The following is a 25,256-nucleotide window of genomic DNA, read 5'->3' as shown; positions in this document are numbered from 1 at the left end:
GGGGNNNNGGGGNGNNGGGGNNNNGNGGNNGCGGGGGAGCGGGGGAGCGGGTGAAGAGGGAACAGGGGAGCGGATGGAGAGGGAACAGGAAAGACGAAGATTTCCCCTCTGCTCCTCTGCCCCTCTGCCCCCCTGCTCCCCCGCTCCTCTGCCCCCTATCCCTTAAGCCTTTGGAGCTTTTGACTTTTCGGCTGGAACGTTGTTGTGAGCAACTTTGCCATTATTGCTGTTACCGTTACCGTTGCGGGGTTGGATCACGCCGTAACCGCCGTGATGTTTGCGTTCGTAGATCACGTTAATTTCACCAGTTTCGGCATTGCGGAACATATAAAAGTCGTGATCGATGACTTGTAACTGTTCTAGTGCTTCTTGCATGGTCATCGGCGGCATGGCAAAATACTTGCTTCGCAATACTTCGCTGGGAAGTTCTGGTGTGCGATCGCCAATCAGATCGGAGACAACCGGCTCCTCTGCTACGACATCGCCCACTTTAGGATTAGTATGGGTTTTGTCTTGACGTTTTTCTTTAAATTTCCGCAGTTGACGAGCAATTTTATCTGCTACTAGGTCTATGCTGGCATAGAGGCTTTCGCTGCTTTCTTCTGCCCGGATCACGCTACCGTTGGCGTAGATTGTGACTTCGGCAGTCTGCTTAGTATTGATTCGCGGGTTGCGAGCTACGCTTAGGTGTACGTCCACCTCCGTAGTCAATGTCTGAAAGTGGTTCACGGCTTTGTCAATTTTTTGATTGACGTATTCGCGAATCGCATCGGTAATTTCAATATTTTTACCCTGGATAACAAGCTTCATAAAGCCCCTCCTTACTTAATCTGGGTATAGTTTTACAGTAGCACTTTGTATTCTGCAAAACAGATCGCTTTAGAATCTTTTGCATCCCTTGACAATTCTTGATTTTAGTTGACTCATTTTGCATCAAAATCCTATTGATTTTTTGGATGTTTCCTACTACTCTGTCTGAATCAGTTTTTGCTTCTGTACCCTGCTGGCTAATTAATCAGGGAGAAGTGCCTTATGCTATGGCTTTGGAGGTTCAGCGGCGGTTGGTGCAAGAACGTCGCGATCGCCCGGATTTATTAGATGTGTTAATTTTGCTGGAACATCCGCCGGTCTATACTTTGGGACAGGGTGCGACGCTGGAGTTTGTTAAGTTTGACCCGATGGTTACTAATTGGGAAGTACACCGAGTGGAACGGGGGGGCGAAGTGACTTATCATTGTCCGGGACAGTTGGTGGGCTATCCGATTCTGAATTTGCGGCGCTATCAACAAGATTTACACTGGTATTTGCGACAGTTGGAAGAGGTGCTGATTCGGGCGCTGGGGGTCTGGGGTTTGCAGGGCGATCGCATTCCTGGTTTGACTGGTGTCTGGGTGGAGGGGCGCAAAGTGGCCGCGATCGGTATTAAAGTTAGTCGTTGGATTACGATGCACGGCTTTGCTTTAAATGTTTGTCCCGATCTCCAAGGTTTTAAGGAAATTGTACCTTGTGGTATTTCAGATTATCCTGTGGGTAGCTTAGCTGAGTTTGTCCCTGGCATTGACCTGGATCGAATGCGGCCAGTGGTTGCGGCTAGTTTTGCTGAAGTGTTTGGCGTAGAGTTGATTGCATCAGCTTGGCCAGAATGTTGAAGAAGGAAGAAGGAAGAAGGAAGAAGGAAGAAGGAACAGGGAAAAATGCTTATACAGTAAGGTTTTTAGTCTTCTGAAGAGGACTTTCACTTTCAGGAGTTACCCACTTAGACCAAAGAAACCGGGTTTTTTACCAAATCTGCGGGCTCGAACGAAGTATTTTCGTAAAAAACCCGGTTTCTGGGCCCTCATGTTTCTTGTATAATTACTTTTAGCGGAGATGGTAAAAAGTTGGGAGGGGCTTTCCAAAGCGATCGCACGATCTCATCAGCCCTGAAAATGAAAACAAACCCATCGATTCTAAAATTAAAACTATGTCAGATTTACCCTCACTGCGCGATCGCAATCTAGCCCTGATCGATCGGATCGTAGACATCACCCTTAAAGGTCAAATTCGCTCTAAAGAGCAAGTATATCAAATCCTGATCCAAGAAATCAGCCCCGGCAGCGGCGAAATCTTTGAACGCTGTCTCGCGGAACGCTTGGGCACTATTGAAAACCAACTCAAAACAGACAAAGACGAGTTCAAACAAGCTAAAGCAACTCGCAGTCTGAGAGCTCTCAAAACCATTCAAGGCGAATGGGAACGCTGGCAAAAAGAAAACCGCGTTGACCGTGCGATCGCATCTTCAGTGCAACAAATCATCACCGCCGAACCTAACAATCGCCTACTCACATTATTACAAATCATCGATCCCAACCGAGAACACCCCCTCACCCTCGAACAATTACAGCAATTAGCCAAAGCACTGCAACAACAAATGCTGCAAATTGCTAATCCTGACACAGAACAAGACGTACAACAAATCATCGTTGGCATCACTAAAGGTTTAGCATCATGGCAGCGATTAGAACCCGATCTCGTAAGCTGGATTTATCAACAACGGCAGTTAGGATTTGCCGGCACTGCTGAACAAAACGGCCCTTGGGCATTATGGGCAAAAAAGGTAAATAGTTCCTTCCCACAAGCACTATTTAACACAATTTCCTTTAATCATTCGATCGCCGAATTTGCGGCAAAACAAGGTAATATAGAACCAAGTTATTTAATTGAACTAGCCGTAATTTTACAATGTTTGCAACGGGGTTTAGTGGCTTGGTTTGACAAACTGATTTACGACTCCAAAGTAGGGGCAAAACTTTCAATTTCTACTTTTTTAACCTTTGCAGCCATCTGGTGTCAATTAGCCAATGGCTTCAATAATTCAACTCGCAGCGGTGAAATTTTAGCAAATAGCTGTTTCCAGCTAACGCTGCAAGTTCTGCGGGCATTTTCCCAACGCGACTATTTCCCGCTTTACGGCGGAGTTTTTGCCTCTTTTTCCGGCGAGTATTTGCGGAATACTTTAGAGTATTTAGATGAACCCCTACGGCGTGTGGAAGGAACCCAAGCTAAAGCTAGGATTCTTACACTTATCGGTGCTTCCATGCGAGCGATGGGACAATACGATCGGTCTATTAACTTCCATCAACAAGCATTAGAAATTGCCCGCAAAGAAGGTGATAAACCCTGTGAAATTGCCAACTTAAATCACCTTAGCCGCACTCATGTAGCTCAAAAAAATTATGAAGAAGCTATTGATTTCAGTCAGCGGGCGTTAATACTATCCCGTCAAAGCGGTGATAAATTAGGAGAAGTAAATGCTTTGGCTAATTTAGGTTATAGCGAAGTGTTTAAAGCTCGACAATTGCAAGAAGTAGAACCAGAGATTTATGAGAGTGCGGTTAACTATTTGCAGCGGGGTTTGCAGTTATCTGAACAATTAGGCGATCGCCAAAGTCAAGCTCTTTGTTATAGTAGTCTTGGCATTGCTTACACGATTTTAGAACAACCCCAAGAAGCTATTAAATATCTGGCGAACGGCTGGCAATCTGCCCAAGTTTCGGGAGATTTGTATTTGCAAGGTTTGAATTTGGCTTATATTGCTCAAGCTTATTATAGCACGGAAAATTTGCAGAAAGCTGTTTTTACTGGCTGTTTGAGTATGTATCTTTTAGAGCAAATTGGTGCTAGCGAGTGGCGTAAGCCGGCAGGTTTGTTAATAATTTTACAAGGTCAATTGGGAGATGGGTTTGAAGCAGCGTTGAAACAAGAGCGATCGCAAATTATTCCTATAATTGGTGTTGATGGCTATGATTACATCCCGGAAATTTTGAAAAAATATCAGGAATCAATGGATTAGAGAAATTGTGATGTCTAATTTAGGGAGAATGAGTTGAGATATTACCGAAGGAATATATTAGGAAATATGGGAGTGGGGGAGCAGGGGAGGATGGGTAATTAGCCTGTCTTCCATTAGCCATTACCAATTACCAATTACCAATTACCAAATTAATCGGGATTTCTTTTATGCCGGCGGGGGTTCCCTCTTGCACCTGGTTTTCCCTGGGATTTATACCAACGATACCACTCTTTAGAACTGCGGATGGCAAACCAGAGGAGCATTAAGGCAATTAATCCACCTTGTCTTGGTGCATCAAAGGCAAACAGAACTAAAGAGATACAGAGAGTATCTTGGGCAAAAATTACCCAGATTGGTAAACCCCGCAACCGATAGAACCAGCCGGCTTGAACCAGTTGTAACACCAGTGCCAACAAACCGCCAACTACAGCAATTATCCAAATTAGCCAACTATCAGCAGGATTATCGTCTATTAGCATCACCTGTGCGATCGCCACTCCCATAATTGCTCCCACAATAGGGCTCAAAAAGAGCTGAAAAATTTGTAGAATGCGCTGACCTAAAAGATTTTTGGAAGCAAATAGCTCAAAGAGCGACCAACTTACTAAAACTCCTACCACCACTTGGGGGTGGATGGCAGACAATAAGGGTACTTGCGACCACAGATTGTCGCTTCGCAACAGACCAATTAAAAGGAGGGGTAGGGCTATTCTCATACCCCCTGCCGCAGACGCAGAGAGGGCGGCTAGGAGTTCAATCATAATGACAATTCAGCTTGTATAGCAACCGCTTTCAGCGGTTAGGGGCTAGGGGCTAGGGGCTAGGGGCTAGGGAAGAAGGGTAATAAGGGGAAGAAGGGATATAGAATCAATGGTTTCATGAATTCAGAACGTCCTAACCGACGAAAGCGGTTGCTATAAGTTCTTGATATTAATTAGTAATCTGATGACCCTAAGAACGTGCTTTAAGTTGAACTTTACTGCTTAGAGCGCAATTGAGCCTAAACAGAAGCCGATGCTTTAAGTGTATATTCTCAATACCTGGTTGACTGTTAGGGAGATTACACATTAAGAGTAGTACGAATATAAACAACCGCCCAGATGGTGATTCCCCTTCTTTCACTACGAGGTAAAGATACCGCCAAGATGGTGGCTTTACATGAGGCGTGCGTAAGTCCTATTTTACTCTCCCTGTACTGACACAAGAGAGGGGAGTTACCATGAGGTGGAAATTTTTGCTCCTTGAGTATCGAGGGAAAAAGATCGCACTACTGATACTCATTTTAGCTTTTAACAAGGGGGCTTTTCTTCAATTAACAAAATAATTACTTGCGGCTCCTTCGCCGGAATTATAGGTGTGCAAATAATGCGGCAGTGTATGGTTCGACCCCGGCGGTTGACAGCCTCCACAATTATTTCTTGGCTTTTATTGGTTCCACTCTGACAGGCCCGAATTGGTTGCCGCAACTGCTCCATTGGTAAACCTATATCCAAGTCAAAAAAGAAACGTCCTTGAACTTCCTCTATCCGCAGACCCCACATTTCCTCTGCGATCTCGTTCCAAATCTGCACGCTCAGTTTGTTGGTTAAAACCACCATCGCTACCCGCAAGCTACTTAGGCTGGAGTGCATGAAGGTGTTGACTCGGTTTAGTTCCTCCGTCCGCTGTCGTAGTTCGTCGTTAGTTGCTTGCAGTTCTTCATTAGAAGACTGGATCTCTTCGTTCATAGTCTCCAGTTCTTCGTTGGTACTCTGCAATTCTTCGTTAGTAGTTTCCAGTTCTTCATTGGTACTCTGCAATTCTTCGTTAGTAGTTTCCAGTTCTTCATTGGTACTCTGCAATTCTTCGGAGGCAGTTTCTAACTCTTGGGTATAGCGTTCTAATTCCCGCTGCAACTGCTTGTAGCGCGTCACTTCTATAAAGTCGATGCACGCACCAAAGGTATCTCTATTGATATCCAATAGGGGAGTTACTTCAATGTCAAAATACTGGGCCGGCTGGTTGGTCTTGGCGAGTTCGACACTGCTAATTTTGACGGGTGTGCGTTCGGTATAAGCTTGTTGCAGGGGAGATCGCAAGTCGGCGGGTCGATAAGAAACTTCTAAATCCTGCAAAGGCCGCCCCACGTCCTCTATTTTGATCTCAAACAGCATCCGCGCCAGCCGATTTGCCTTTGTTAGATTCCCGTGCATATCTACTATCATCTGAGCGATCGGCTGGCATTCAAAGGCTTCGTCGCGCAAGCGAACGATCCCTGCCCGCAGACTGTTATCCTCGATCGTGTCCGAGTCGGACATAACTAGCAAACGATGCCGTAGGTTGATATTAGGCAATTTGCTGAAAATCCGATACTTGAGATTTTCTGGGGTGAAGAGGTTGGCATGAGTTAAAAGCATTTCTGCTTTGCCTACAAATAGAAAGCCTATATCATTGAGGGCGAAGTGAAATCGGGCGAGGATGCGCCGCTGAGTATCCGAGTTGAAATACATTAAGGTGTTGCGGCACACTAGCAAGTCTAAGCGCGAAATCGGTGCGTTCAAAATTAAGTCGTGGCGACCAAAAATCACGCTACGCCGGAGTTCTGTAGCGAAGGTATAATTGATGCCGGTTGGTTCAAAGTATTTGTCGCGGAAGGTGTCGGGAACATTTTGCAATTCCCTCGCTGAGTAGGTAGCAAGGCGGCCTTTGATTAAAGCTGCTTCGTCTAAGTCTGTGGCGTAGATTTTTACTTGCGATCGGAATGCTTCTAAGCCTAAAGCTTCGGCCAAGACGATCGCTAAGGTATAAGCTTCTTCCCCGGAGGCGCATCCAGCGCTCCAAATTCGGATTGGTTCGTTCCCTAATTTGGCGCTGAGAATGCGAGGGATAATTTCTTCGGAGAGGCTCTCCCAAGCTGGAGTATCTCGAAAGAAGGTGGTGACGTTGAGTAGTAGTGTGTCGAATAGCTGGCTGAGTTCTAGGGGGTTGACTTCTACGTAGTCGAGGTAGTCGTGAAATGACTCGACTCCTACTTTCGCCATGCGCTTTTTCATCAGTCGCATCAGGCTGGGGCGTTTGTAGCCGGTGAAGTCCAACCCGCGATCGCGTTTGAGATAGTTCAGCAAACCTTCAAAGGCTGAACTTTGGTCGTCACTGTTCATAAAATCAATCTGCCTATATTCCCTGTGGCTACTAAGTTTTTTAAAGCTGTGGAAATTTGAGTTAGTGGGAGCACCCAATCGACGCAACCAGTCTCAATGGCTGCGGCTGGCATTCCGAAGACTGCCGATGTCGCTCGATCTTGGGCTATTACTTTGCTGCCAGCTTGGTTGAGGACTTTTACTGCTGCTGCACCATCGCTGTCGCCTCCTGTCAACACAACTGCGATCGCTCTCTCTCTATATACTTCTGCCACCGTAGAAAATAATATCTCGGCTGCGGGACGGAGAAAATGTATTTTTTCTGATTGGCTAAAACCGATAGTTTTATCTAGTTCGACTCGCAGGTGAAAATTGGGCGCAGCTATGTAAACTGTGCCAGGATTCAACGTTTCTCCCTCTTCAGCTTCTTTGACGAGTAAAGCTGTGCGGCGGTTGAGGATTTGGGCTATTAAGCTCTGGCGGTGGGCAGGAATGTGCTGCACAACTACGATCGCTGTGGGAAAGTCCGCCGGTAGTTGACCCAGGATCGTGCTCAAGGCTTCTATGCCTCCCGCTGAGGAAGCAATTGCTACGATCTCAAACCTACAGCTAGAGGGATTTTTCGCCTCTAAAATTCCTTCGTCTTGGTTTGAGCGACCTGCTATACACTGTTTTTTATCTTCGGGTTCGCTACTCAAGATTGGTTTCCTTAAAATAAATTTCTCTTGAAGCTATATACATTATTCTGTCATAGTTATATATAAGCAGGCTAGTTATCCTATAATCCTATATAAACAGGCTAAATCATCTTTAGGATCTGGGGTTGAGCCTAAACGTGATGTCTTTAGAAGATGAGGAAATTTATATTTTCTTAATGTTGTTTATTTGGTATCTAAATTTACCATCAATTGTAACATTTTGAATATTTGGTAATTTTGAGTAAAAACTTTATAGTTAAATACATCATCCAATTGAACATGAGTTGGGCGTTACAGCCTCAAAATTATGGAAACAGGGATTTTTGAGAAATATCTAGAAACTTCCAGACAACGGCTGGAGTTAATGATGCAACGGGCTGACAAATTGCCGAAACCGGTTGGGGATTTGTGGCGGCAATCTGAGGAGTTTCCAGCTCAGCAAGAACAACTTTTGCTGGAGAGTTTGGAAGAACTTTCCATTGCTCTAGAAGAGTTGCAGGTGGCTTCGGAGGAACTGCGGCAAGTCAATGAGGAGTTACTTGCTAGTCGGCAGGAAATAGAAATTGAGCGGCGGCGCTATAAGGAGCTATTCGATTTGGCCCCGGAGGGTTATTTGGTGAGTAACTTACAAGGGGCGATCGTGGAAGCAAATTTGGCGGCGGGGGTAATGCTCAAGGTAAAGAGCGATCGCTTGGCGGGCAAACCTTTGAGTCTGTTTGTGGCAGAGTCGGAACGCCGCAACTTCCGCACGCAGCTAAACTTATTGGTGCAAAAAGGTGGGAGTACGAAAAATTGGCTGCTTACTCTTCAACCCCGCAAAGGGGAGCAGTTCCAAGCGGTTGTGACAGTAACACCTATAAAGAATGCAGGGGGGGAGTTAGAGGGGCTGCGGTGGGGACTATTTCGATTGCCAATAGAGTGTTCGGGAGAGCCATCTGAGGCGGTTGTGGAGGAATTAGAGGAAATAAATAGCAAATTTGCTAGTTTTGGGAGCGAAGAGTACTCAGCAGTGGCTTTAGAGATTGCTAGAGAGGAAAAACAGCAGCGACGCGCTCGTTTATTTCGGATTTCCTTTGAAAAAGCTGGAGTTGGGATGGCGCTTTTGGATAGAGGCGGATATGCGATCGAGAGTAATGAAGTGATGCAAGGGATTTTAGGTTACAGCCGACAAGAGTTGCGGCAGATAAGTTTAATGAAGTTGACTCATCCAAGCGATCGTCAATTTGACCGCGAATTTTTTGAAGAATTGATTTCTGGTAAACGCGATTTCTATCGAGTGGAGAAGCGCTTGTTGACTAAAGATCGGAAAATAAAGCAGATAGCCCTGACGATTTTCTTAATCCGAGATGGAAATTTCACACCATTATTAATGGGTGCTGTTATTCACGAAATACCTGAAGATAGGAGGCTTAATTGTAATTCGGAACTTGAGTTTGAATCTAGGGTGAGCAGGTTTTATAATTTGTCCAGAAATAGCTTGTGAATTGTTAACTATTAACTGTGAATTGCTAACTGTTAACTGTTAACTGTTAACTGTTAACTGTTAACTGTGAATTGCTAAAGAAGGTGCGTAAGATCGTTCGGCGATTGAAATCGCTACTACACAAACAAAGTAAGATCGTTCGGCGATTGAAATCGCTACTACACAAACAAAGTCCGCCTACGCGGACTAAAGAATAAAGAGCTTATTTAAGCTGGATTTGGTGCGATCGGCTAAACCTGCTCCTTGTATAGCAGGAGGCAGGAGGCAGGAGGAAAATACAATCAGAGAAAGGATTTAGGCGATCGAGAATGTCCTAACCGTTGATTCTATTCCCCTTCTTCCGCTCTTCCCCTAGCCCCTAGCTAAAGTTGCCGTCCACCAAACAAGCGATCGCGAGTATCTTAAATTTAGACAGAAATGGTTGCTCCTTGAGTATCGAGGGAAAGCGATCGCACTTGTGCGATCGCTCCCTCTTGTTGCCAAGCATCTGCCATTGCTGCTGCTACTGCTGTCGCCACCTCCCTAGTCGCTAAAGCTAAAAGCGTGGGCCCTGCGCCGCTGATGACCATTTCGTAAGCGCCTGCTGCGATCGCCGCTTCCCGGACTGCCGAATATCCTTTAATTAAAGATTGACGGTAAGGCTGATGAATTTTATCTTGCATTGCCGATCGCAACCAGTCTGCATTCCCAGTCGCTAACCCCCGCACTAACAAACCCAGATGGGCAGCATTAAAGATCGCATCGGCTTTGCTATACTCTGTGGGCAAAACCTTGCGAGCTTCAGCGGTAGATAGTTCAAAATCAGGAATAGCAACTATTGGAACAATATCTGAATGCCAAGGGATATCGCAAATTTCCCAATTGCACCCCCCCTGCCCCCCCTTGCTAAGGGGGGGTTCTGAATTTAGCCCCCCCTTACTAAGAGGGGGTTCTGAATTTAGCCCTCCCTTACTAAGAGGGGGTTCTGAATTTAGCTCTCCCTTACTAAGGGGGGGTTCTGAATTTAGCCCTCCCTTACTAAGAGGGGGTTCTGAATTTAGCCCTCCCTTACTAAGGGGAGATTCTGAATTTAGCCCTCCCTTGCTAAGGGGAGATTCTATAACTTCGGCATTTAGCCCCCCCTTACTAAGGGGGGGGTTGGGGGGGTTCTCCTTTAGTAGCAGCAAGGCGACACCCGCCGAACAAAGCGGGGACAACATTATCGGGATGGCCTTCGATCGCGATCGCTAACTGCATCACTTCTACGGGAGTCAGAGGTTCCCCAGCTAAATAATTTGCCCCGACTAACCCACCTGCGATCGCCGTTGCCGAACTTCCCAAACCCCTCGCCAGGGGTACTCCCAAACTAATCTCAATTGCCACTGAAGGGGGTGACTGACCGAGATATTCGTATAATTTCACAAAAGCTTGATAAGCAAGATTGCTATCATCAGTTTTGACTTTTGCAGCTTCTGTACCTGTGGCGGTAATTCTGAGCGTTTCCGCTTCTTGTAATAGGGAAAAGTTGAAATGATTGTACAGAGTCAAAGCGGCCCCGATGCAGTCAAAACCAGGCCCTAAATTGGCAGTAGTAGCGGGAACAGTAACAGTGACAGTGGAAATAATAGACATTTTTTGAATATTCAATTAATCAACTAACTAGCATTGCATATAATTGGTTTCAGAAGGAAGAAGGAAGATAAAAGCGATGCCTAGCGATCGCGCAACGGGTAAGGACACGGCAATGCTGTTTCTCTAGAAACTTCCGTAAATTTTGTTACCCAAAAAGTTGAGCGATCCGGCAAGTAAAACCAGGTAGCAAAGGCGAAGTAAGTTCATCCTCAGCAAACAGAGTAGCAATTAACCTTAAACTTGCTTGTTCCCGTCGATAAACTTCTATTTGTTGTAACTGCCAATTCACAATCCAATATTCTTGTACTCCTCGCGTTGAATAGAGTCTGAGTTTCAACTCTCGATCGCGTCTTTCATTATCCGCACCAGGTGACAATACCTCTACAATTAACTCAGGTGCAGCAGTTAAATGTCCAGCTTCATCTAGCAAGATAGCTAAACGTTGATTACTCGCCCAAACTACATCAGGGATTACGTTATCGGCATCAGTAAAAATAATACCAGGATTGATTGCAGTTTGCCCTAAACCAGTAGAATGTGACCAAATATCAATGACAGAGAAAACTCTACCACAAACTTGTTGATGACCCCAATGTGGTGCTCTTGTCATAAATAACTCCCCATCAATAATTTCATAGCGATTGCCGTTATCTGGCAAGAGTTCCAGATCGGCGCTAGTCCAACGTACTCGATCTGATATAGATTGACTCATATAGATATTCCTTCTCGATCGTGTTAATATTCTAGCCTCAATTAGTCCTTGTCAAGCGGACGAAAGTTTGTGTGCCCGCGTTGCTGCGCGATTTCAATCGCCTAGATATTGTTAGCTACATTAACTAAGCGATTGAAATTGTTACTTCAAGATTGTTTTAGAAACAATCCGAGTTTTCTTCTTCTCACTTTCCGATAATTCCTCTCCAGACTGCAAGCGAGTAGCAGAAGTTTGCAATACTGTGGCTGCACTTTTATCGCCCATTTGTAAAGCTGTTTTAGCCGCAGTTTGTAGCATCGTAGCTGCACCAGCGCGATCGCCTTGCTGCAATTTTGTTTCAGCTATTTGAGTTTGTCGATATTTGGCTAAGGCAAAAATATGTTGCTGTACCTGTTGGTTGGGTGCTGGCTGATAAGCTCTCATAATATTAGCTTCAACTGCTATGGGATCGGATAGTAAAGCTTCACCAATGGCTGGGTCATCATAGCGGACTTGCAAGTGCGCGATCGCTTGCCTACCTTCTGGCAATTGTCCAATATAAAGATTAGCCAAGACTACTCGCTCTACATCCTTCATTAAATCTCCCAATCGTACTATCAAGCGATCGCCTTCTTTCTGGACTGGTAACTCGATCGTATCCGGGGCAACTTGAGCAATCGGTTTTAGTTCCGCTAACCGCACCTTTGGCAATAGAGAAAATAGTAAATAAGCATTAGTAAGCCCTACAGATTGAAGGCGGGTAAACAGGCGGCTAAATTCGTCTATTGCTTGTTCGGGACGCTGAATATAAGCAAGAGTACCGCCCGCTGCATCGGCAATTTTTTCTAAAATATCTTGATTCCAGTCATCGCCAAACCCTAGCGAATTCAGCGTCATATTGTAGTCAGCAGCTAGTTTTGCTAATTTCAAACAGCGATTGTTGTCGCCGTGTTCGTTTTCACCATCAGTCAATAAAAAAGCTTGGGAAACCGTTTCTGATTTGCCCTTACCCATTTCCTCAATTCCCAGTTTTAATCCCTCATCAATTGCTGTGCCACCGGAGGATCTTAACTTGTCAATTTGCTTTTTAATACTACCGGGGTCGTCAATAAATTGGTTGGGGACAATAACTTTAGCTTTGTGATCGAAAGCGATCACCGATAAGCGATCGCCTGGTTTCAATCTATCCACCAGTCGGCCAGCCGCCTGTTTGACAGTATCGAGGGGTCTGCCACCCATAGAACCGCTGTGGTCAAGGATCAGGCACAGATTTAAGGGTACGCTGCGATCGATCGCAGCGGCGGAGGCAGAAATCGAAATGGATAGCTGACGCTGCGTCGAGGGCACTGCTGCATCGAGGTTGGCATCATTGAGAGCGGACTGTAAACTAACTTTCATAAAGACCTCCAAAACGGAAACCCATCGCCTAAAGGCTAAGATTACGCTACTATTTCTTTAAGGATAGCTCCACCAGCTCTACCGACAACTCCGTATCAACTCACCCATTAAAGCTATGCAATCGTCTTACTATGGGGATGCGAACTACCGCACGCCCCCGCCGGATTTAGAATCGCTGTTGTTGAAGGAACGGATTGTCTATCTGGGGATGCCCCTGTTTTCCTCAGATGAGATTAAACGGAATGTCGGCATAGATGTCACTGAGCTAATTATTGCTCAACTGCTCTATTTGCAATTTGACGACCCCGAAAAGCCGATCTATTTTTACATCAACTCCAGTGGTACTTCTTGGGGAGATGAGGGCTATGCAATTGGCTTGGAAACTGAAGCCTTTGCTATCTGCGATACTATGAGTTACATCAAGCCTCCTGTTCATACAATTTGTATTGGTCAGGCGATGGGAACGGCAGCTATGATTCTGTCAGCAGGTACCAAAGGATTCCGGGCAAGCTTGCCTCACGCTACTATAGTTTTGAACCAATCTAAAACTGGTGGCAGAGGTCAAGCTACTGACATCCAAATCATGGCTCAAGAAGTCTTGTTAAACAAGAGAACTGTTGTGGAAATCTTCGCTAAAAATACTGGTCAAACTGTAGAGAAGATAGCCAAAGACATGGATCGAATGTTTTATCTGACACCGGCTGAGGCCAAAGAATACGGTCTGCTAGACCGCGTTTTAGAAAGTAGCAAAGACTTGCCTAAACCTTTGGCTGCTCTCAAGTAAATTTTGTTCACCCTCATAAAACGAGTAGAGTCCTATGCCTATTGGTGTCCCTAGTGTCCCATACCGTCTCCCCGGTAGTACCTATGAGCGGTGGATTGATATTTACACTCGTCTCAGTCAGGAACGAATTATCTTTCTGGGTCAAGAAGTAACGGATGGTTTGGCTAATCGAATTGTTGCGTATTTGCTATACCTAGATTCTGATGATTCTACTAAGCCGATCTTTATCTATATCAATTCACCGGGGGGTTCTGTTACTGCTGGCATGGCTATTTTTGATACCATGCAGTACATTAAATCTGAAGTGGTTACTATGTGCGTTGGTCAAGCAGCTTCAATGGGAGCTTTCCTATTAGCAGCAGGGACTAAGGGTAAGCGGTTGGCTTTGCCTCACGCACGGATTATGATCCACCAGCCTCTTGGCGGTACGCGCGGCCAAGCAACAGACATTCAAATTGAAGCTAAGGAAATTTTGAGAGTGCGACAACAACTCAATGAAATGTTAGCTAAGCGGACGGGTCAAACTTTGGAAAAAATTCAGAAGGATACCGATCGCGATTATTTCATGTCTGCTGCGGAAGCGAAAGAATATGGTCTCATTGACCAGGTAATTGAGGAAAGGGTATAATCAGTTGTGGCGGGGAAAGTACCCCGCCCGCCTAGATTGGGGCTAAATTATAGTTGAGAATAAACAGGGATTATAGTAAGAGAAAAAAAAATGAACGACCAAATTAATAAACCCCTAGAAATATGGCTCAATGAAGATTTACTACTTCCTGAAGTCCGCGAAGTTCCCCTGCTAATGCACCTCAGCCCGCCGGAGACTAATCCAGAGTTACAGTTTTGGAATTTACTCAGGGATAAATTGCCGGAGTTAGTCAAGATTCACCGCTTTACAAACTTGGCAGATGCAGGGAAAATTGTGGTAATTCCACATTTTATTGCAAACTATTATCGTCTGAAAAAGGAAGATAAATTAGATAAATTCAGGCGTAAAGTATCAGCATCAAAACGGACTCTCGTCACTTTTTCAAACTGTTCGGAGTATAAGCCTTATCAAGGAGAAATATTTTTTGCATCGTCAACTTACAGAGATAAAAAAGAAAAATTAATACCCACACCCCAATGGATTTTTGACCTAGGAGAGAAGGCAAATATCCCAAAGCCATCAATTCCTACTGTCAGTTTTGTAGGAAATATTGAATATCCATCTCGACTAAATTCGCTTATATTACGTTATGTTAAATTTTCGGATTCTATGGTTAACTCGATGGCAGGGAGCATTTTTGTTAATCGGAATTTGAAGTTGACACAGCGAATGTTGATTGCACAATTAGTCAGAAAAAAAATAATTAATGAAGTGCGAAAAGCGAAAAATCTACAAACTTTTGTGATTGAAAGAAAAGGAGAATTTTATAGTCTACCACTAGAAGAAAAAAAGCGCCAAAGAGCCGAGTATATCGAAAGTATCGAGAATAATGCTTATATATTGACGATGAGGGGAGACGATAATGGGTGTTACCGACTCTGGGAGGTGATGTCAGCAGGGAGAATTCCCGTCTTGATTGATACCAATAGATTATTACCGGAGTTGAGCGGAATGAAATGGGAAGATTTTTGTGTGATAGTTCCTTTTTCGGAAGTGCATCGGATTGGAGAGTATATCCAAGCTTTTCACGATCGACTTTCGGAGGAAGAGTTTGCTGAGGTATGCCGCAAATCTCGCGCTGCTTTTGAACAGCTATTACCTCACAATTTTATTTTTAGGATTTTAGAAATCATTGCTAACAGCACCAACTAATGATATATTTTTATATGGTTTTGCCGTCTTAAAATAGATGGATATTGCAGATTATTATCGGCAGTTAGGGTTAAGATTAGGTGCGAGTTTGTCGCAAGTTAAGTCGTCTTATCGGCGGCTGGCGAGAGAGTATCATCCCGATGTAAATCCTGGGGATGAAGCAGCTAAGAATAAGTTTATTGCCTTGACGGAGGCTTATAAGTTTCTCTTGGATGTTGCGCCGCCTGATGTTCAGGAGGGGAAACAGTCTGTTTCGACATCCGCATCGGCGACAGTGCGGCCTCAACCACAGGCAGTTAAAGTAACTCGCAAAGAACGACCTATTGAATATAATGGGGCGCTGTCGGAAGCTGACCAAAAGTTGAAGCGGGATTCTTATTTACAGTTACAGCAGTTGCTTAAATATCAGAGGTTCCCGCGCGCGATCGCACTGGTGGAAGGTTTGGCCCAGCGCATTCCTGATGATTTGGAGGTGCGGCAATGGCAGGCGATCGCTTATCAGCGCTGGGGAAGGCACTTGATCGGCGAACACCAGGTTGATAAAGCGAGAAGTTATCTGAAAAAAGCTCTGCGGACTGACCCTCACAACCGTGCTCTCTGGGCGGAAGTTGAGCGGGATTTTCGCCGTTTGGAACGGATTTATTAACTTCTGGCGTTTTTCATTACCAGGAGGTACGCATTTTACTATTGCGGAATTGCATCCGCAGCAATCTCAGGGAGCGATCGCGACGATCGTAATTCTTTAGTGTCATCTCAATCAGTCTGCGATCGTCGCGTCGATCTTGAGCGATATTCAGGAGGAGCGACGCTTTACTCATCAAGCGATCGAGGCATTGCTACCCCTAAAATAGAGTAGCTAAATCCTCCTCCCATCCTCCCTATCCTCCCCCACTCCTCACACTAACATCACAATCCAGAACGGTTTGTTTACCAAAACTTTAAATAAGGGGTATAACCCCACATTACCAGAGTGGTATATTATGTTAGTTAGATGCACCCTGATGGCAGGGAGAGTCGCTAAGGTGGCTCTCTCTTTTTTTTGGAGGTTTCAAACCAGTAGGAAGTTCAAGAGCTGGGGAGAGAGATTGCTTTGTGGCTCTCCCTAACCTGTAGCGGCATCAGTAAAAGGCATAAGTCTTTTCCATCTTGCCATTCTAGATAACAAAAGCTTTCTCCCTTCTACTTATTATTTTCTTGCCGTAAATAGTGCAGTACAACCAACAACTTGAACTGAATAACTCGAAAAATTCGATGCTAATGCCTCTTTTAAATCTTCAACGTTATCCTGCCAATTAGTGAAAACACCAGTGTTGTTGTAAATGTGCATTACTATTCTACCTAAATAATTGTGCTTCACTCCAGAGCCGAGAACAGTCGAACCAAATAAAACCGCACCATCTTTCATCAAAGGTTTAAGGTACTCAAAGGCTACTGTTTTCGTCGCCAGAGTTCCAGGGAGACAGTGCAATAGGTAGTTAATGCCTATCGAATCAAACTGATTCGGTTCCAGGGGTAATGGTTCCAGCACAGATGCTTGATAGCAAGAGGGATTGTAGCGTTTAATCCGCTTTGATGTAAACTCTAAACTATTAGCATTTAGATCTAACAAACTAATTTTTGGCTGCTCAGAAGGAAAGCGACATTTATCCAAATAATATCCCGATCCAACTCCGACATCTAAGTGGCAAGCAGAAATATTTTTGTTGTAGAAATTGAGTAGCCTAGAATAAGAGCATTTCCACAAAAAACGAGCAGAAATTCCCACGATCTTGTCATATTCAGACAAAATATCTTCCGTGTAAACGGCTTGTCCTTTGATTACTCGCTCTTGGTTGATGGGAAAAGAAGTTGCATCCATGATTTTTCCTTGGTTGTTAGTTGTTAGACGATCTAAAATCCTTTACAATCGCCCTTTTTATTCTTTTTCTCTTTTCTTTTAGGACGAAAGTCTCTGTCACTTTAAATCAAGGTATGTAGTTACACTTTAGCGCTCTGTCGCATACATAAAGAGCACTTTAACGCAACTGCATACCTATTTATTTATGAGAATTAACGCCAGATGATGTTAAGGAGCGACTAAAAGGAGAGACTTGGTGATGTAGCAAGCTATTAGGTGCTAACTCGCGGCAAATAGTTTGTAAAACCTGTTCGCGATCGCTCTCTAAAAATAAGTGAGAACCGGCAACAGATTCAAGGTGGAAGCGGCTCAAAGTTTGTATACTCCATGCTGCCATATCTTCTTGGCTCACAAAGCGATCTTTGCTTCCCGCAAAAGCCGAAATCGGACAATCAAGCGGTGCATTATCTTTGTAAGTATAGCTCTCAAGAGCAAGAAAATCTGCCTTCATAGTCGGTAACAGCGCCTCCATCAGTTCAGTGTTTTGCAGCACTTTAGATGATGTTCCTAAACTGCGGAGAAACCTAGTCAAATTCAGAGGAGAAGTCAAATCGAGAGCTGGGAAAGGATTAGGTAATTGGGGAGCAATAGTTGCCCCAATAAACAAGTGAATTGGCAACAAGCCAAACCGATTGCGAAGGGACTTTGCTACCTCAAAAGCTAGCAGCCCACCCATGCTATGTCCGTAGAATGCAAAGGGCCGATCGAGCATTGGTTTCAGCACATCTGCCAAAACTTCAACTAACTCTGTAAATTCAGTAAAAGGCGCTTCGCTGATGCGGTTTTCGCGGCCAGGAAGCTGTATTGGACAGACTTCTATTTCTGGTGGTAACTGTGACTCCCAACTGCGGTAGGTTGAAGCGCCACCACCAGCGTATGGAAAGCAAAATAAGCGGATTTTTGCAGAAGTAGAAAACTCAGATTTATTAATCCAACTCAAATTAGTATCTTGAGGAACTGTCAAAGCTGCAATCTCAAGTGTTGGCAATAATTCTTCTATTGCTGGCGTTAGTTGAGAACTCATTTTTAGGGCTAGCTGAGTGATAGAAGGCCCTGCTATTAGTTCTTTCACTAGCAAGCTGATTTCCAAATCTTTCTCAATCTGATTTTTGAGTTCGACGACCATTAAAGAATCAAATCCTAACTCCCTTAAAGACGCTTCGAGGCAGACTTCAGATCGTTTTACTCCCAATCCCCGGACTACTTGCTGACAAAGATAAGACTCTAATAAAGAAGGGCGATCGCTATTTTTGGCAGTTAATATTCTATCACGCCAAGTTACTTTTTGGGAATTTAATCCCGCCGTAGATAGCGCCAGATCTGCTTCTTCAAAGATGGAATGCACTGGTGCAAGTGAGGTCTGCTGTTCGCTGACTATTACTCTTGCTGCTGGCTCAATCCAATATCTTTGGCGCTGGAATGGGTAAGTAGGAAGTAGCACTCGGCGACGGGAATAGTCTTGGTCAAATGCCGCCCAATCCACATCGGCTCCATGAACGTATAATGCTTTTAAACTCGCAAGTAATTGCTGCCAGTTGGAGCGTTCTTTGTGAAGTGAAGACAACCAAACTGCTGTTGTTTCTGGGAGGCATCTGCGCCCCATCTGGATTAATGGAGAGTGAGCTCCAATTTCAAGGAAGATATCAATTTGTAGAGCTGAAAGTGTATTGATTCCGCTTTCAAAATTGACAGGTTGCAGAATTTGATTGCACCAATATTCAGCGCATCCCATATCAGTGACTTGGGCGCTTTCTCCTGTTACTGTTGAAATCAGCTCAATTTGTGGTTCTGCATAGGTGATTTGAGCTGCAATTTGGCTAAAATCATTTAGAATCGGTGCCATTAAAGGCGAGTGGAAGGCGTGGGAGACTGTGAGCTTATGCGTCCACAGTTTTTGAGGTTGCAGGTCTGAAAGTACCGCAGAAATAGCTTCAGAAGTTCCAGAAATAACTGTTTCTTCTGGGCTGTTGATAGCTGAAATTACCACATTTGGCTGGTAGGGTGCGATGGCGGCTTTTACTAACTCTGCATTCGCTAAAATCGCAACCATCTCGCCATTTGGAGGTAGTGCTTGCATCAGCCGACCGCGTTCTGCCACTAACTTTATGGCATCTTCTAAGCTGAAAACTCCGGCTATACAGGCGGCTACGTATTCGCCTAAACTGTGACCAATAACTGCATCTGGCTTGATACCCCAAGATAGCCATAATTGAGCTAAAGCATACTCGAAAGCAAACAAAGCTGGCTGGGTATAAGCTGTTTCATTGAGAGGAGAATATACGCCTTTTTTTGGGTAAAGAACATCTAGCAGTGGCACTTCTAAATAGGGTTTTAGCAATCGATCGCAGCGATCGAGAGTTTGGCGGAATGTAGGTTGAGTATCGTAAAGTTCGCGCCCCATACCGATGTATTGGGAACCTTGACCGGTAAATAGGAAGGCAATTTTAGGCGGGTTAGTATTAGAGCATTTGGTAATAACTTCGCTAAAGTCTTCACCTGCGGAAAAATCTGCTAATTGTTCGCGTAAATCTTGTGCGGAATCAGCTACAATTCCGATGCGGTAATTATGGTGCGAACGTCCTGCATTGGCAGTGAAACAAATATCTGCTAAGGGCTGATTTGGTGATATTTCTAGGTGAGTTTCGTATTTAGCCACCAATTCATTTAAAGCTTTTTCAGTTTTTGCTGAGAGGCATAATAAATGCAATGGTCGTTCGGTTTCTGATGGTATGGAGGCTACTTCTGGGGGTTCTTCTAAGATAACATGAGCATTAGTGCCACCAATGCCAAAAGCACTGACTCCGGCGCGGCGAGGAATGCCATTTTCAGTTGTCCAAGGTTGCTGTTTTGTGTTGACGTAGAAGGGACTATTGGCAAAATCTATTTGGGGATTTGGTTCTTCAAAGTTGATAGTGGGAACTAACAATTTGTGTTTCAGCATTAACGCAGTTTTAATGAAGCTGGTAACTCCGGCTGCTACATCAGTATGTCCAATATTTGGCTTCACTGAACCAATGGCGCAGAAGCCTTTCTTTTCGGTATAGTGTGAGAAAGCTTTAGTTAATCCTGTAACTTCAATCGGGTCGCCTTGGAGAGTTCCTGTGCCATGAGCTTCTACATAAGTAATAGTTTCAGCATCTACTCCTGAATTGATAATTGCTTCGGCAATTGCCTCTGCCTGACCTTGAGAACTGGGTGCTGTATAGCCGATTTTAAAACCACCATCATTATTAATTGCTGAACCTTTAACTACTGCATGAATACAATCTCCATCAGCAATAGCATTAGCGAGTAGCTTGAGAATGACAACACCGACACCGCCACTAAAAACTGTTCCTTTAGATTTGGCATCAAAAGCTCGGCAATGTCCGTCGGGAGAGTGCATCATTCCCTCTTCATACAAATAGCCTGCATTTTGGGGAAGATAGATGGAAACTCCACCGACTAAAGCGATATCGCATTCACCCATTAATAAACTTTGACGAGCTAAGTGAATAGCTACTAATGAACTCGAACAAGCTGTTTGAACGTTGAGACTTGGGCCTTTTAAGTTGAATTTGTAAGAAACTCTTGTTGGTAAGAAGTCTCTCTCATTGGCAATCAAAGCTTGGACATTTCTTGATGAGAGAATCGAACTGCGAAAATCAAGGTTGGGATAAACATTTCTTAACAGGTATGTACTCAGAGATTGACTGGCATAAACGCCAATTGAACCTGAATAATTTTTAGGATTATAGCCAGAAGTTTCCAGAGCTTCCCAAGCAGACTCCATGAACAACCGGTTTTGAGGATCTAGCATTTCTGCTTCTTTCGGACTATAGCCAAAGAAGGAAGCATCAAACAAATCAACATCATCTAGTACAGGAGCTACTTTCACATAATTCGGATCGCTGGCAGTCGCAGCATCAACACCAGCAGCTTCCAATTCTGCTTCTGAGAAAAAGGAAATAGATTCTACCCCATCTTGTAGATTCTGCCAAAATTCATCAATATTTTTTGCTCCAGGGAAGCGACCCGACATCCCAATAACGGCAATATCTAGTTCATTACCGACACCCACGTTTTCAACTGCTTCCATTCTAATGGACTCCTGATTAATTGTTATATTGTTGACAAATTGATATGGATTTAGACTAGATTTCGTGACTTTCTAGACAGAATTTGCTGCTGTCTCTGAATGAGTTCTCGACGTTTATCAGTTGGACTTTTGCTCTGACGCAACTGATTAAGGGAGATTTGTTTTTCTGGACTGTCTAAATGTTTTGCGATCGAGCTAATGGTGGGGTACTGAAACATTTCGCTCATGGAAATATCTCGCTGTAAAAATTCCTGTAACTTCCCAGTCACCTGAGCTACAAGTAAGGAGTTTCCACCTAGATCGAAGAAGCTATCGTGGATATCGAGATCATCTATATTTAACACTTGTTTCCAAATAGAAGCAATTGTTTTTTCTACTTCTGTTTTGGCAGTGGTAGCGGTTTTTTTTCGCTGCGATTTAGGACTTTCACATTCAAGATTAAGAGGGTGTTTTACGGCTTCAGTTACCTCTGTGTATTGTTGAATAAAGCTTTTACTTCCATCCAACCCAATTAAGAGGTTTGCTCGATCATTATATAACCCTGTTAGGAAAGAATGCAAGCCTTCTTTTGCTGACATGGATTTGTAACCTCTCGCGTGGAGTGCATCTTTTCCCCGATAGCCTTGACTCATGCCTACCTCATTCCATGTACTCCAATTAAAGCAATAGCTCTCTATTGAACACTGGTATTTTTGGTAATGAGCAAAGCAGTCTAGGAAATGGTTAGCTGCACTATAAGCACCCACCATCGCCCCTCCAAAAAAGCTACTCACCGAAGAGAAACTAATGAAAAGAGGGTTGGGATGCTTAAGTATGAGTTGATGTAGAACCCAAGTACCAAAAACTTTCGGATGCAGCGTTTTTGCAAAACTATCTTTGGTTTCCTTAACCAGTAAACCTTCTTGATAAATTCCTGCTGAGTGAATCACTCCTTGTAATTTGCATTGCCAAAGAGACTGAGCTTGGTTAACAACCTGTTGCAACTGAGTAAAATCACAAATATCAACAGCTTCGTAGATAATCTCTCCCCCAAGTTTCTCTAATGCTAGGTAAGCCCCGATCTTTTGAGCAACAACATCTGCCTGTTTGATCCGAGTCTCCCATGTACTTCTAGGAGGCAATTGAGTTCTACCGACTAATAACAACCTAGCTTGATAAGTTTCGAGCAAATACTTGGCAATCTCAACACCAATTCCTCCTAATCCTCCAGTCAGCAAATACATTCCGCCAGCTTGGAAGGGAAGTTTTTGCTTTTCAGCTATGGTCAAGTAAACTTTTTCTAAGCGGGGAATTAAACGCTGTCCGTTGCGATATGCCACTTCTGAGTCGTTGCTATCTGTCTGAATCTCCGTGAGAATATAAGGCGCATTCACTGCAACTGAATCTATATCTATAGGGAGATCGATATGCCGGCATTTCAAACCAACGATTTCCTGGGCAATTGTTTTGACCAGTCCTAAAATTGGAGCTTTCTCCGATGCAATTTTGTCATCGGGTGAAGTTGGCTGTGAATAGCTAGAAATTACCTGTAATTGTACTGAATGGTTCGCAGCTTTAAGCTTGGTCAGTGATTGGGTGAGGAAAAGTAAACTATAAACCCCAAGGTCGAGGGATTCTTCTAGTGCTTCTAAGTTGGCAATCTCTCCTAAATATGCTTGATATGTCCACAAATGCAGAATCCGAACAATTGCTATCTTATCTTCTAAGAGTGATGCTAGTAGTTGCAGATAGTGTTCGGCGTGTTTGGGGTTGATTTTATAGTGATTGGTATCAATCTTGGTGAATTCATCGCCAATTGCAACCTTAATACAGGGACTATTACGATTTTCTAGTTCTACATTCAAGTAAGTTCCTAATCCTATCGAATCAAGGAATATTAGGGTTGCGCCTGTTATTGACTGAGTTGTTGCGGGAATCGCTACTTTTGGTCGCCAAATCGGGCGATAAAACCAGTCTGGTAATGTGTTACCGTTGCTGGTAGCAATATCCAAATGTTTGAGAATACTATCAAAGTCGCCAGCTATGAAACGCTGGCTCAATTGCGATCGCTGAATCTTCCCAATTTCGGTTTTAGGAATCGTTTGTTTCTCAATTGGAATCAGATAATTTGGATTCAGCCCAACTTTTTTAACAATACTAGCTCGAATATCCTTGAGTAGTAACGCCAAGCGGTTCGGTTCGGAAATATGTGTATGAAAAAAGATTGCTAAATTATCGCTGTTGCTATCAGGAGTTCGGACGGCACAGGCGGCAGTATAGGAGACTTCTACTCCCTCAACTTCTTCAACTACTGCTTCAATTTCATGGCTGTAGTAGTTGAGACCATTGACGATAATCGTGTCCTTGGCGCGACCTGTAATAGTTAGATTATCACCTTTGAGAAAGCCTAAATCTCCCGTATTAAACCATCCGTCCTCGGTAAAAACTTCTTGATTTAGTTCGGGATTCTGATAGTAACCAGATGTGACTGAAACTCCTTTAACTTGTAAGCGTCCAATCGTTTCTTGCTCAAATACTTGGTTATTACTATCAACAATACGAATCGAAATACCAGGAATGGGAGATCCTACTCCTACAAAGGCATCATGCTCCGCTGTTGAGTCTAATGAAAAGTTGTTTGAGAAAGTAATTGCTGAAGAAGTTTCTGACATTCCCCACGCCGGACGCATCGCATTAGCTGGCAGTCCTTGGGGGCAAAGCAACTCTAAAAAACGTCTTGCTGTTTTAGCAACAATTGCCTCACCTGCATTTAAAATAAACCGCATTGAGGATAGATTCCAATGTTGCGATTTAATCTTGTGAGCCTGTTTATTAATCAACGCATAGGCAAAATTTGGAGCCCAAGTAATTGTTGCTTTAAAACTATCGATCAAATCTAGCCAAAGGAGCGGGTTTTGCAAGATAGCTTCTTTGACAACGTGGATTTGTTTGCAACCCAAGTAAACATCTCGAATGTGAAACATGACTAGACCACCAACGTGGTCGAGAGGCATCCAATTCAGTGAGATATCTTTATTGTTAAAGTTATTTATCTGGGAGGTACTAGCAGAGTGGCTGAGTAAAGCGCGATGGCTTTGCATTACCCCTTTGGGTACTCCCGTGCTTCCAGAAGTGAGCAGCAATAGAGCTAAATCATCGGGATTACTATTTTCAGCGCGTTTGTCAGGAGTACCGGTTTGCAACTCTTCAATAGTTTCAATTTGAATACTATCAACTCCCCAAGACTTTGACAGAGCAAGAATTGAGGGAGCTAGTTTTTCGTTAGTTAGAATTGTCGGCTGCTCTAACATCTGCCAAGCATGGTGCAGCTTTGTAACAGATCCATTAGATTCGGAGTAGATGGGAGCGATCGCGATCGGTACGGGAACGAACCCCCCTAAAACGCATCCCCAAAAAGCAGCAATAAAGTCTTGATTGCGATCGAACTGGAAAATTACCTTATCTTGCGGCTTTAGTCCGAGTTTTCTCAATCCGCCAACGATTCGCTGGGCTTCCTCTAGTAAGTCTGGATATAACTGAACGCTCTCTTTACCATTGGACTTAATATAGACAATGCCTTGATGGGGAGAATGAATTGCCGCCTGTTGCAGAGCTTGGGAAAGGTTCGTAGGAGCACTAGGGGCTAGCGTCAGAGGTTCTCCGTGACTGACGGAAAGTTGTTTGCGAAGCGGTTTTTCTTCAGATGGTGAGGATAAGCATTGAGAATTTTTGCTCGTTGCCTTAGATATTGTGACACAAGACATTACAAAAGGTGACAGAGTTAACAATCTCTCTGTGATATAGGTCACAAACGACACTATATGAGCTTCAAAGCAAAGTCAAGCTATTTGGCAGCTACTTTATAGAATCTTTATAAATTCAGTG

16 protein-coding genes and 2 pseudogenes are annotated in these 25,256 nt (G+C 44.0%); 7 read left to right on the top strand and 11 right to left on the bottom strand.

Annotated elements, in window-relative coordinates; translation table 11 throughout:
* Positions 1–162 precede the first annotated feature (162 nt).
* Entirely contained in the window at positions 163–810 is a 648-nt protein-coding gene (hpf, locus tag OSCI_RS25180; RefSeq protein ID WP_007358029.1) for a ribosome hibernation-promoting factor, HPF/YfiA family, read from the bottom strand.
* 146 nt (positions 811–956) lie between these two features.
* On the opposite strand from hpf, the gene lipB reads away from it, so the two are divergent.
* Both lipB and OSCI_RS25170 read left to right on the top strand, forming a co-directional pair.
* Positions 957–1,649, top strand: coding sequence for a lipoyl(octanoyl) transferase LipB (gene lipB, locus OSCI_RS25175; RefSeq protein ID WP_007358028.1), 693 nt, complete (start codon positions 957–959; stop codon positions 1,647–1,649).
* A 314-nt stretch (positions 1,650–1,963) separates the two neighbouring features.
* Entirely contained in the window at positions 1,964–3,832 is a 1,869-nt protein-coding gene (locus OSCI_RS25170) for a tetratricopeptide repeat protein (protein WP_007358027.1), read from the top strand.
* A 149-nt stretch (positions 3,833–3,981) separates the two neighbouring features.
* On the opposite strand, the gene OSCI_RS25165 is transcribed toward OSCI_RS25170, so the two are convergent.
* The 3 genes from OSCI_RS25165 to OSCI_RS25155 all read right to left on the bottom strand — a co-directional run bounded on the left by OSCI_RS25165 (position 3,982) and on the right by OSCI_RS25155 (position 7,649).
* A complete protein-coding gene (locus OSCI_RS25165) occupies positions 3,982–4,593 on the bottom strand; it encodes a DUF4126 domain-containing protein (protein WP_007358026.1) in 612 nt (203 codons plus the stop codon).
* A 528-nt stretch (positions 4,594–5,121) separates the two neighbouring features.
* On the bottom strand, positions 5,122–6,972 hold the full coding sequence (locus OSCI_RS25160) for a CheR family methyltransferase (protein WP_007358025.1): 1,851 nt from the start codon (positions 6,970–6,972) through the stop codon (positions 5,122–5,124).
* Entirely contained in the window at positions 6,969–7,649 is a 681-nt protein-coding gene (locus tag OSCI_RS25155) for a chemotaxis protein CheB (RefSeq protein WP_007358024.1), read from the bottom strand. Before OSCI_RS25155 ends, OSCI_RS25160 begins: the two co-directional genes overlap by 4 nt.
* A gap of 307 nt (positions 7,650–7,956) precedes the next feature.
* On the opposite strand from OSCI_RS25155, the gene OSCI_RS25150 reads away from it, so the two are divergent.
* Positions 7,957–9,132 carry a PAS domain-containing protein gene (locus tag OSCI_RS25150; RefSeq protein WP_007358023.1) on the top strand — a complete coding sequence of 392 codons (1,176 nt, stop codon included), beginning with the start codon at positions 7,957–7,959 and terminating at the stop codon, positions 9,130–9,132.
* 407 nt (positions 9,133–9,539) lie between these two features.
* Here the strand turns inward: OSCI_RS25150 and OSCI_RS31775 are convergent.
* The 4 genes and pseudogenes from OSCI_RS31775 to OSCI_RS25130 all read right to left on the bottom strand — a co-directional run.
* Positions 9,540–9,995: pseudogene (locus OSCI_RS31775) on the bottom strand (homoserine kinase); the annotation flags it as partial.
* 279 nt (positions 9,996–10,274) lie between these two features.
* Positions 10,275–10,743: pseudogene (locus tag OSCI_RS31770) on the bottom strand (homoserine kinase); the annotation flags it as partial.
* A 145-nt stretch (positions 10,744–10,888) separates the two neighbouring features.
* Complete coding sequence (locus OSCI_RS25135; RefSeq protein WP_007358022.1) at positions 10,889–11,455, bottom strand: Uma2 family endonuclease; 567 nt, start codon at positions 11,453–11,455, stop codon at positions 10,889–10,891.
* A gap of 141 nt (positions 11,456–11,596) precedes the next feature.
* Positions 11,597–12,832: a vWA domain-containing protein gene (locus tag OSCI_RS25130; protein WP_007358021.1), complete on the bottom strand. Its 1,236-nt coding sequence runs from the start codon at positions 12,830–12,832 to the stop codon at positions 11,597–11,599.
* A gap of 115 nt (positions 12,833–12,947) precedes the next feature.
* Here OSCI_RS25130 and OSCI_RS25125 point away from each other — a divergent pair, with 115 nt between their 5' ends.
* From OSCI_RS25125 to OSCI_RS25110, 4 genes are all read left to right on the top strand, one after another.
* Positions 12,948–13,616, top strand: coding sequence for an ATP-dependent Clp protease proteolytic subunit (locus OSCI_RS25125; RefSeq protein WP_007358020.1), 669 nt, complete (start codon positions 12,948–12,950; stop codon positions 13,614–13,616).
* Between the two features lie 34 nt (positions 13,617–13,650).
* Positions 13,651–14,244, top strand: coding sequence for an ATP-dependent Clp protease proteolytic subunit (locus tag OSCI_RS25120; RefSeq protein WP_007358019.1), 594 nt, complete (start codon positions 13,651–13,653; stop codon positions 14,242–14,244).
* Positions 14,245–14,334: 90 nt separating this feature from the next.
* Positions 14,335–15,417, top strand: coding sequence for a hypothetical protein (locus tag OSCI_RS25115; RefSeq protein WP_007358018.1), 1,083 nt, complete (start codon positions 14,335–14,337; stop codon positions 15,415–15,417).
* Between the two features lie 37 nt (positions 15,418–15,454).
* A complete protein-coding gene (locus OSCI_RS25110; RefSeq protein ID WP_007358017.1) occupies positions 15,455–16,063 on the top strand; it encodes a J domain-containing protein in 609 nt (202 codons plus the stop codon).
* 540 nt (positions 16,064–16,603) lie between these two features.
* On the opposite strand, the gene OSCI_RS25105 is transcribed toward OSCI_RS25110, so the two are convergent.
* The 3 genes from OSCI_RS25105 to OSCI_RS25095 all read right to left on the bottom strand — a co-directional run bounded on the left by OSCI_RS25105 (position 16,604) and on the right by OSCI_RS25095 (position 25,135).
* A complete protein-coding gene (locus OSCI_RS25105) occupies positions 16,604–17,275 on the bottom strand; it encodes a class I SAM-dependent methyltransferase (RefSeq protein ID WP_007358015.1) in 672 nt (223 codons plus the stop codon).
* A 178-nt stretch (positions 17,276–17,453) separates the two neighbouring features.
* The gene (locus OSCI_RS25100) at positions 17,454–21,392 is read right to left on the bottom strand and encodes a type I polyketide synthase (protein ID WP_007358014.1); all 3,939 of its coding nucleotides are present in this window, start codon (positions 21,390–21,392) and stop codon (positions 17,454–17,456) included.
* Positions 21,393–21,442: 50 nt separating this feature from the next.
* Entirely contained in the window at positions 21,443–25,135 is a 3,693-nt protein-coding gene (locus OSCI_RS25095) for an SDR family NAD(P)-dependent oxidoreductase (RefSeq protein ID WP_007358013.1), read from the bottom strand.
* Positions 25,136–25,256: the final 121 nt, after the last annotated feature.

Source organism: Kamptonema sp. PCC 6506, assembly GCF_000180455.1.
GTDB lineage: Bacteria > Cyanobacteriota > Cyanobacteriia > Cyanobacteriales > Microcoleaceae > Kamptonema > Kamptonema formosum.
Note: the sequence above shows the minus strand (reverse complement) of the source record. Positions and strands in the feature narration are given on the sequence as shown.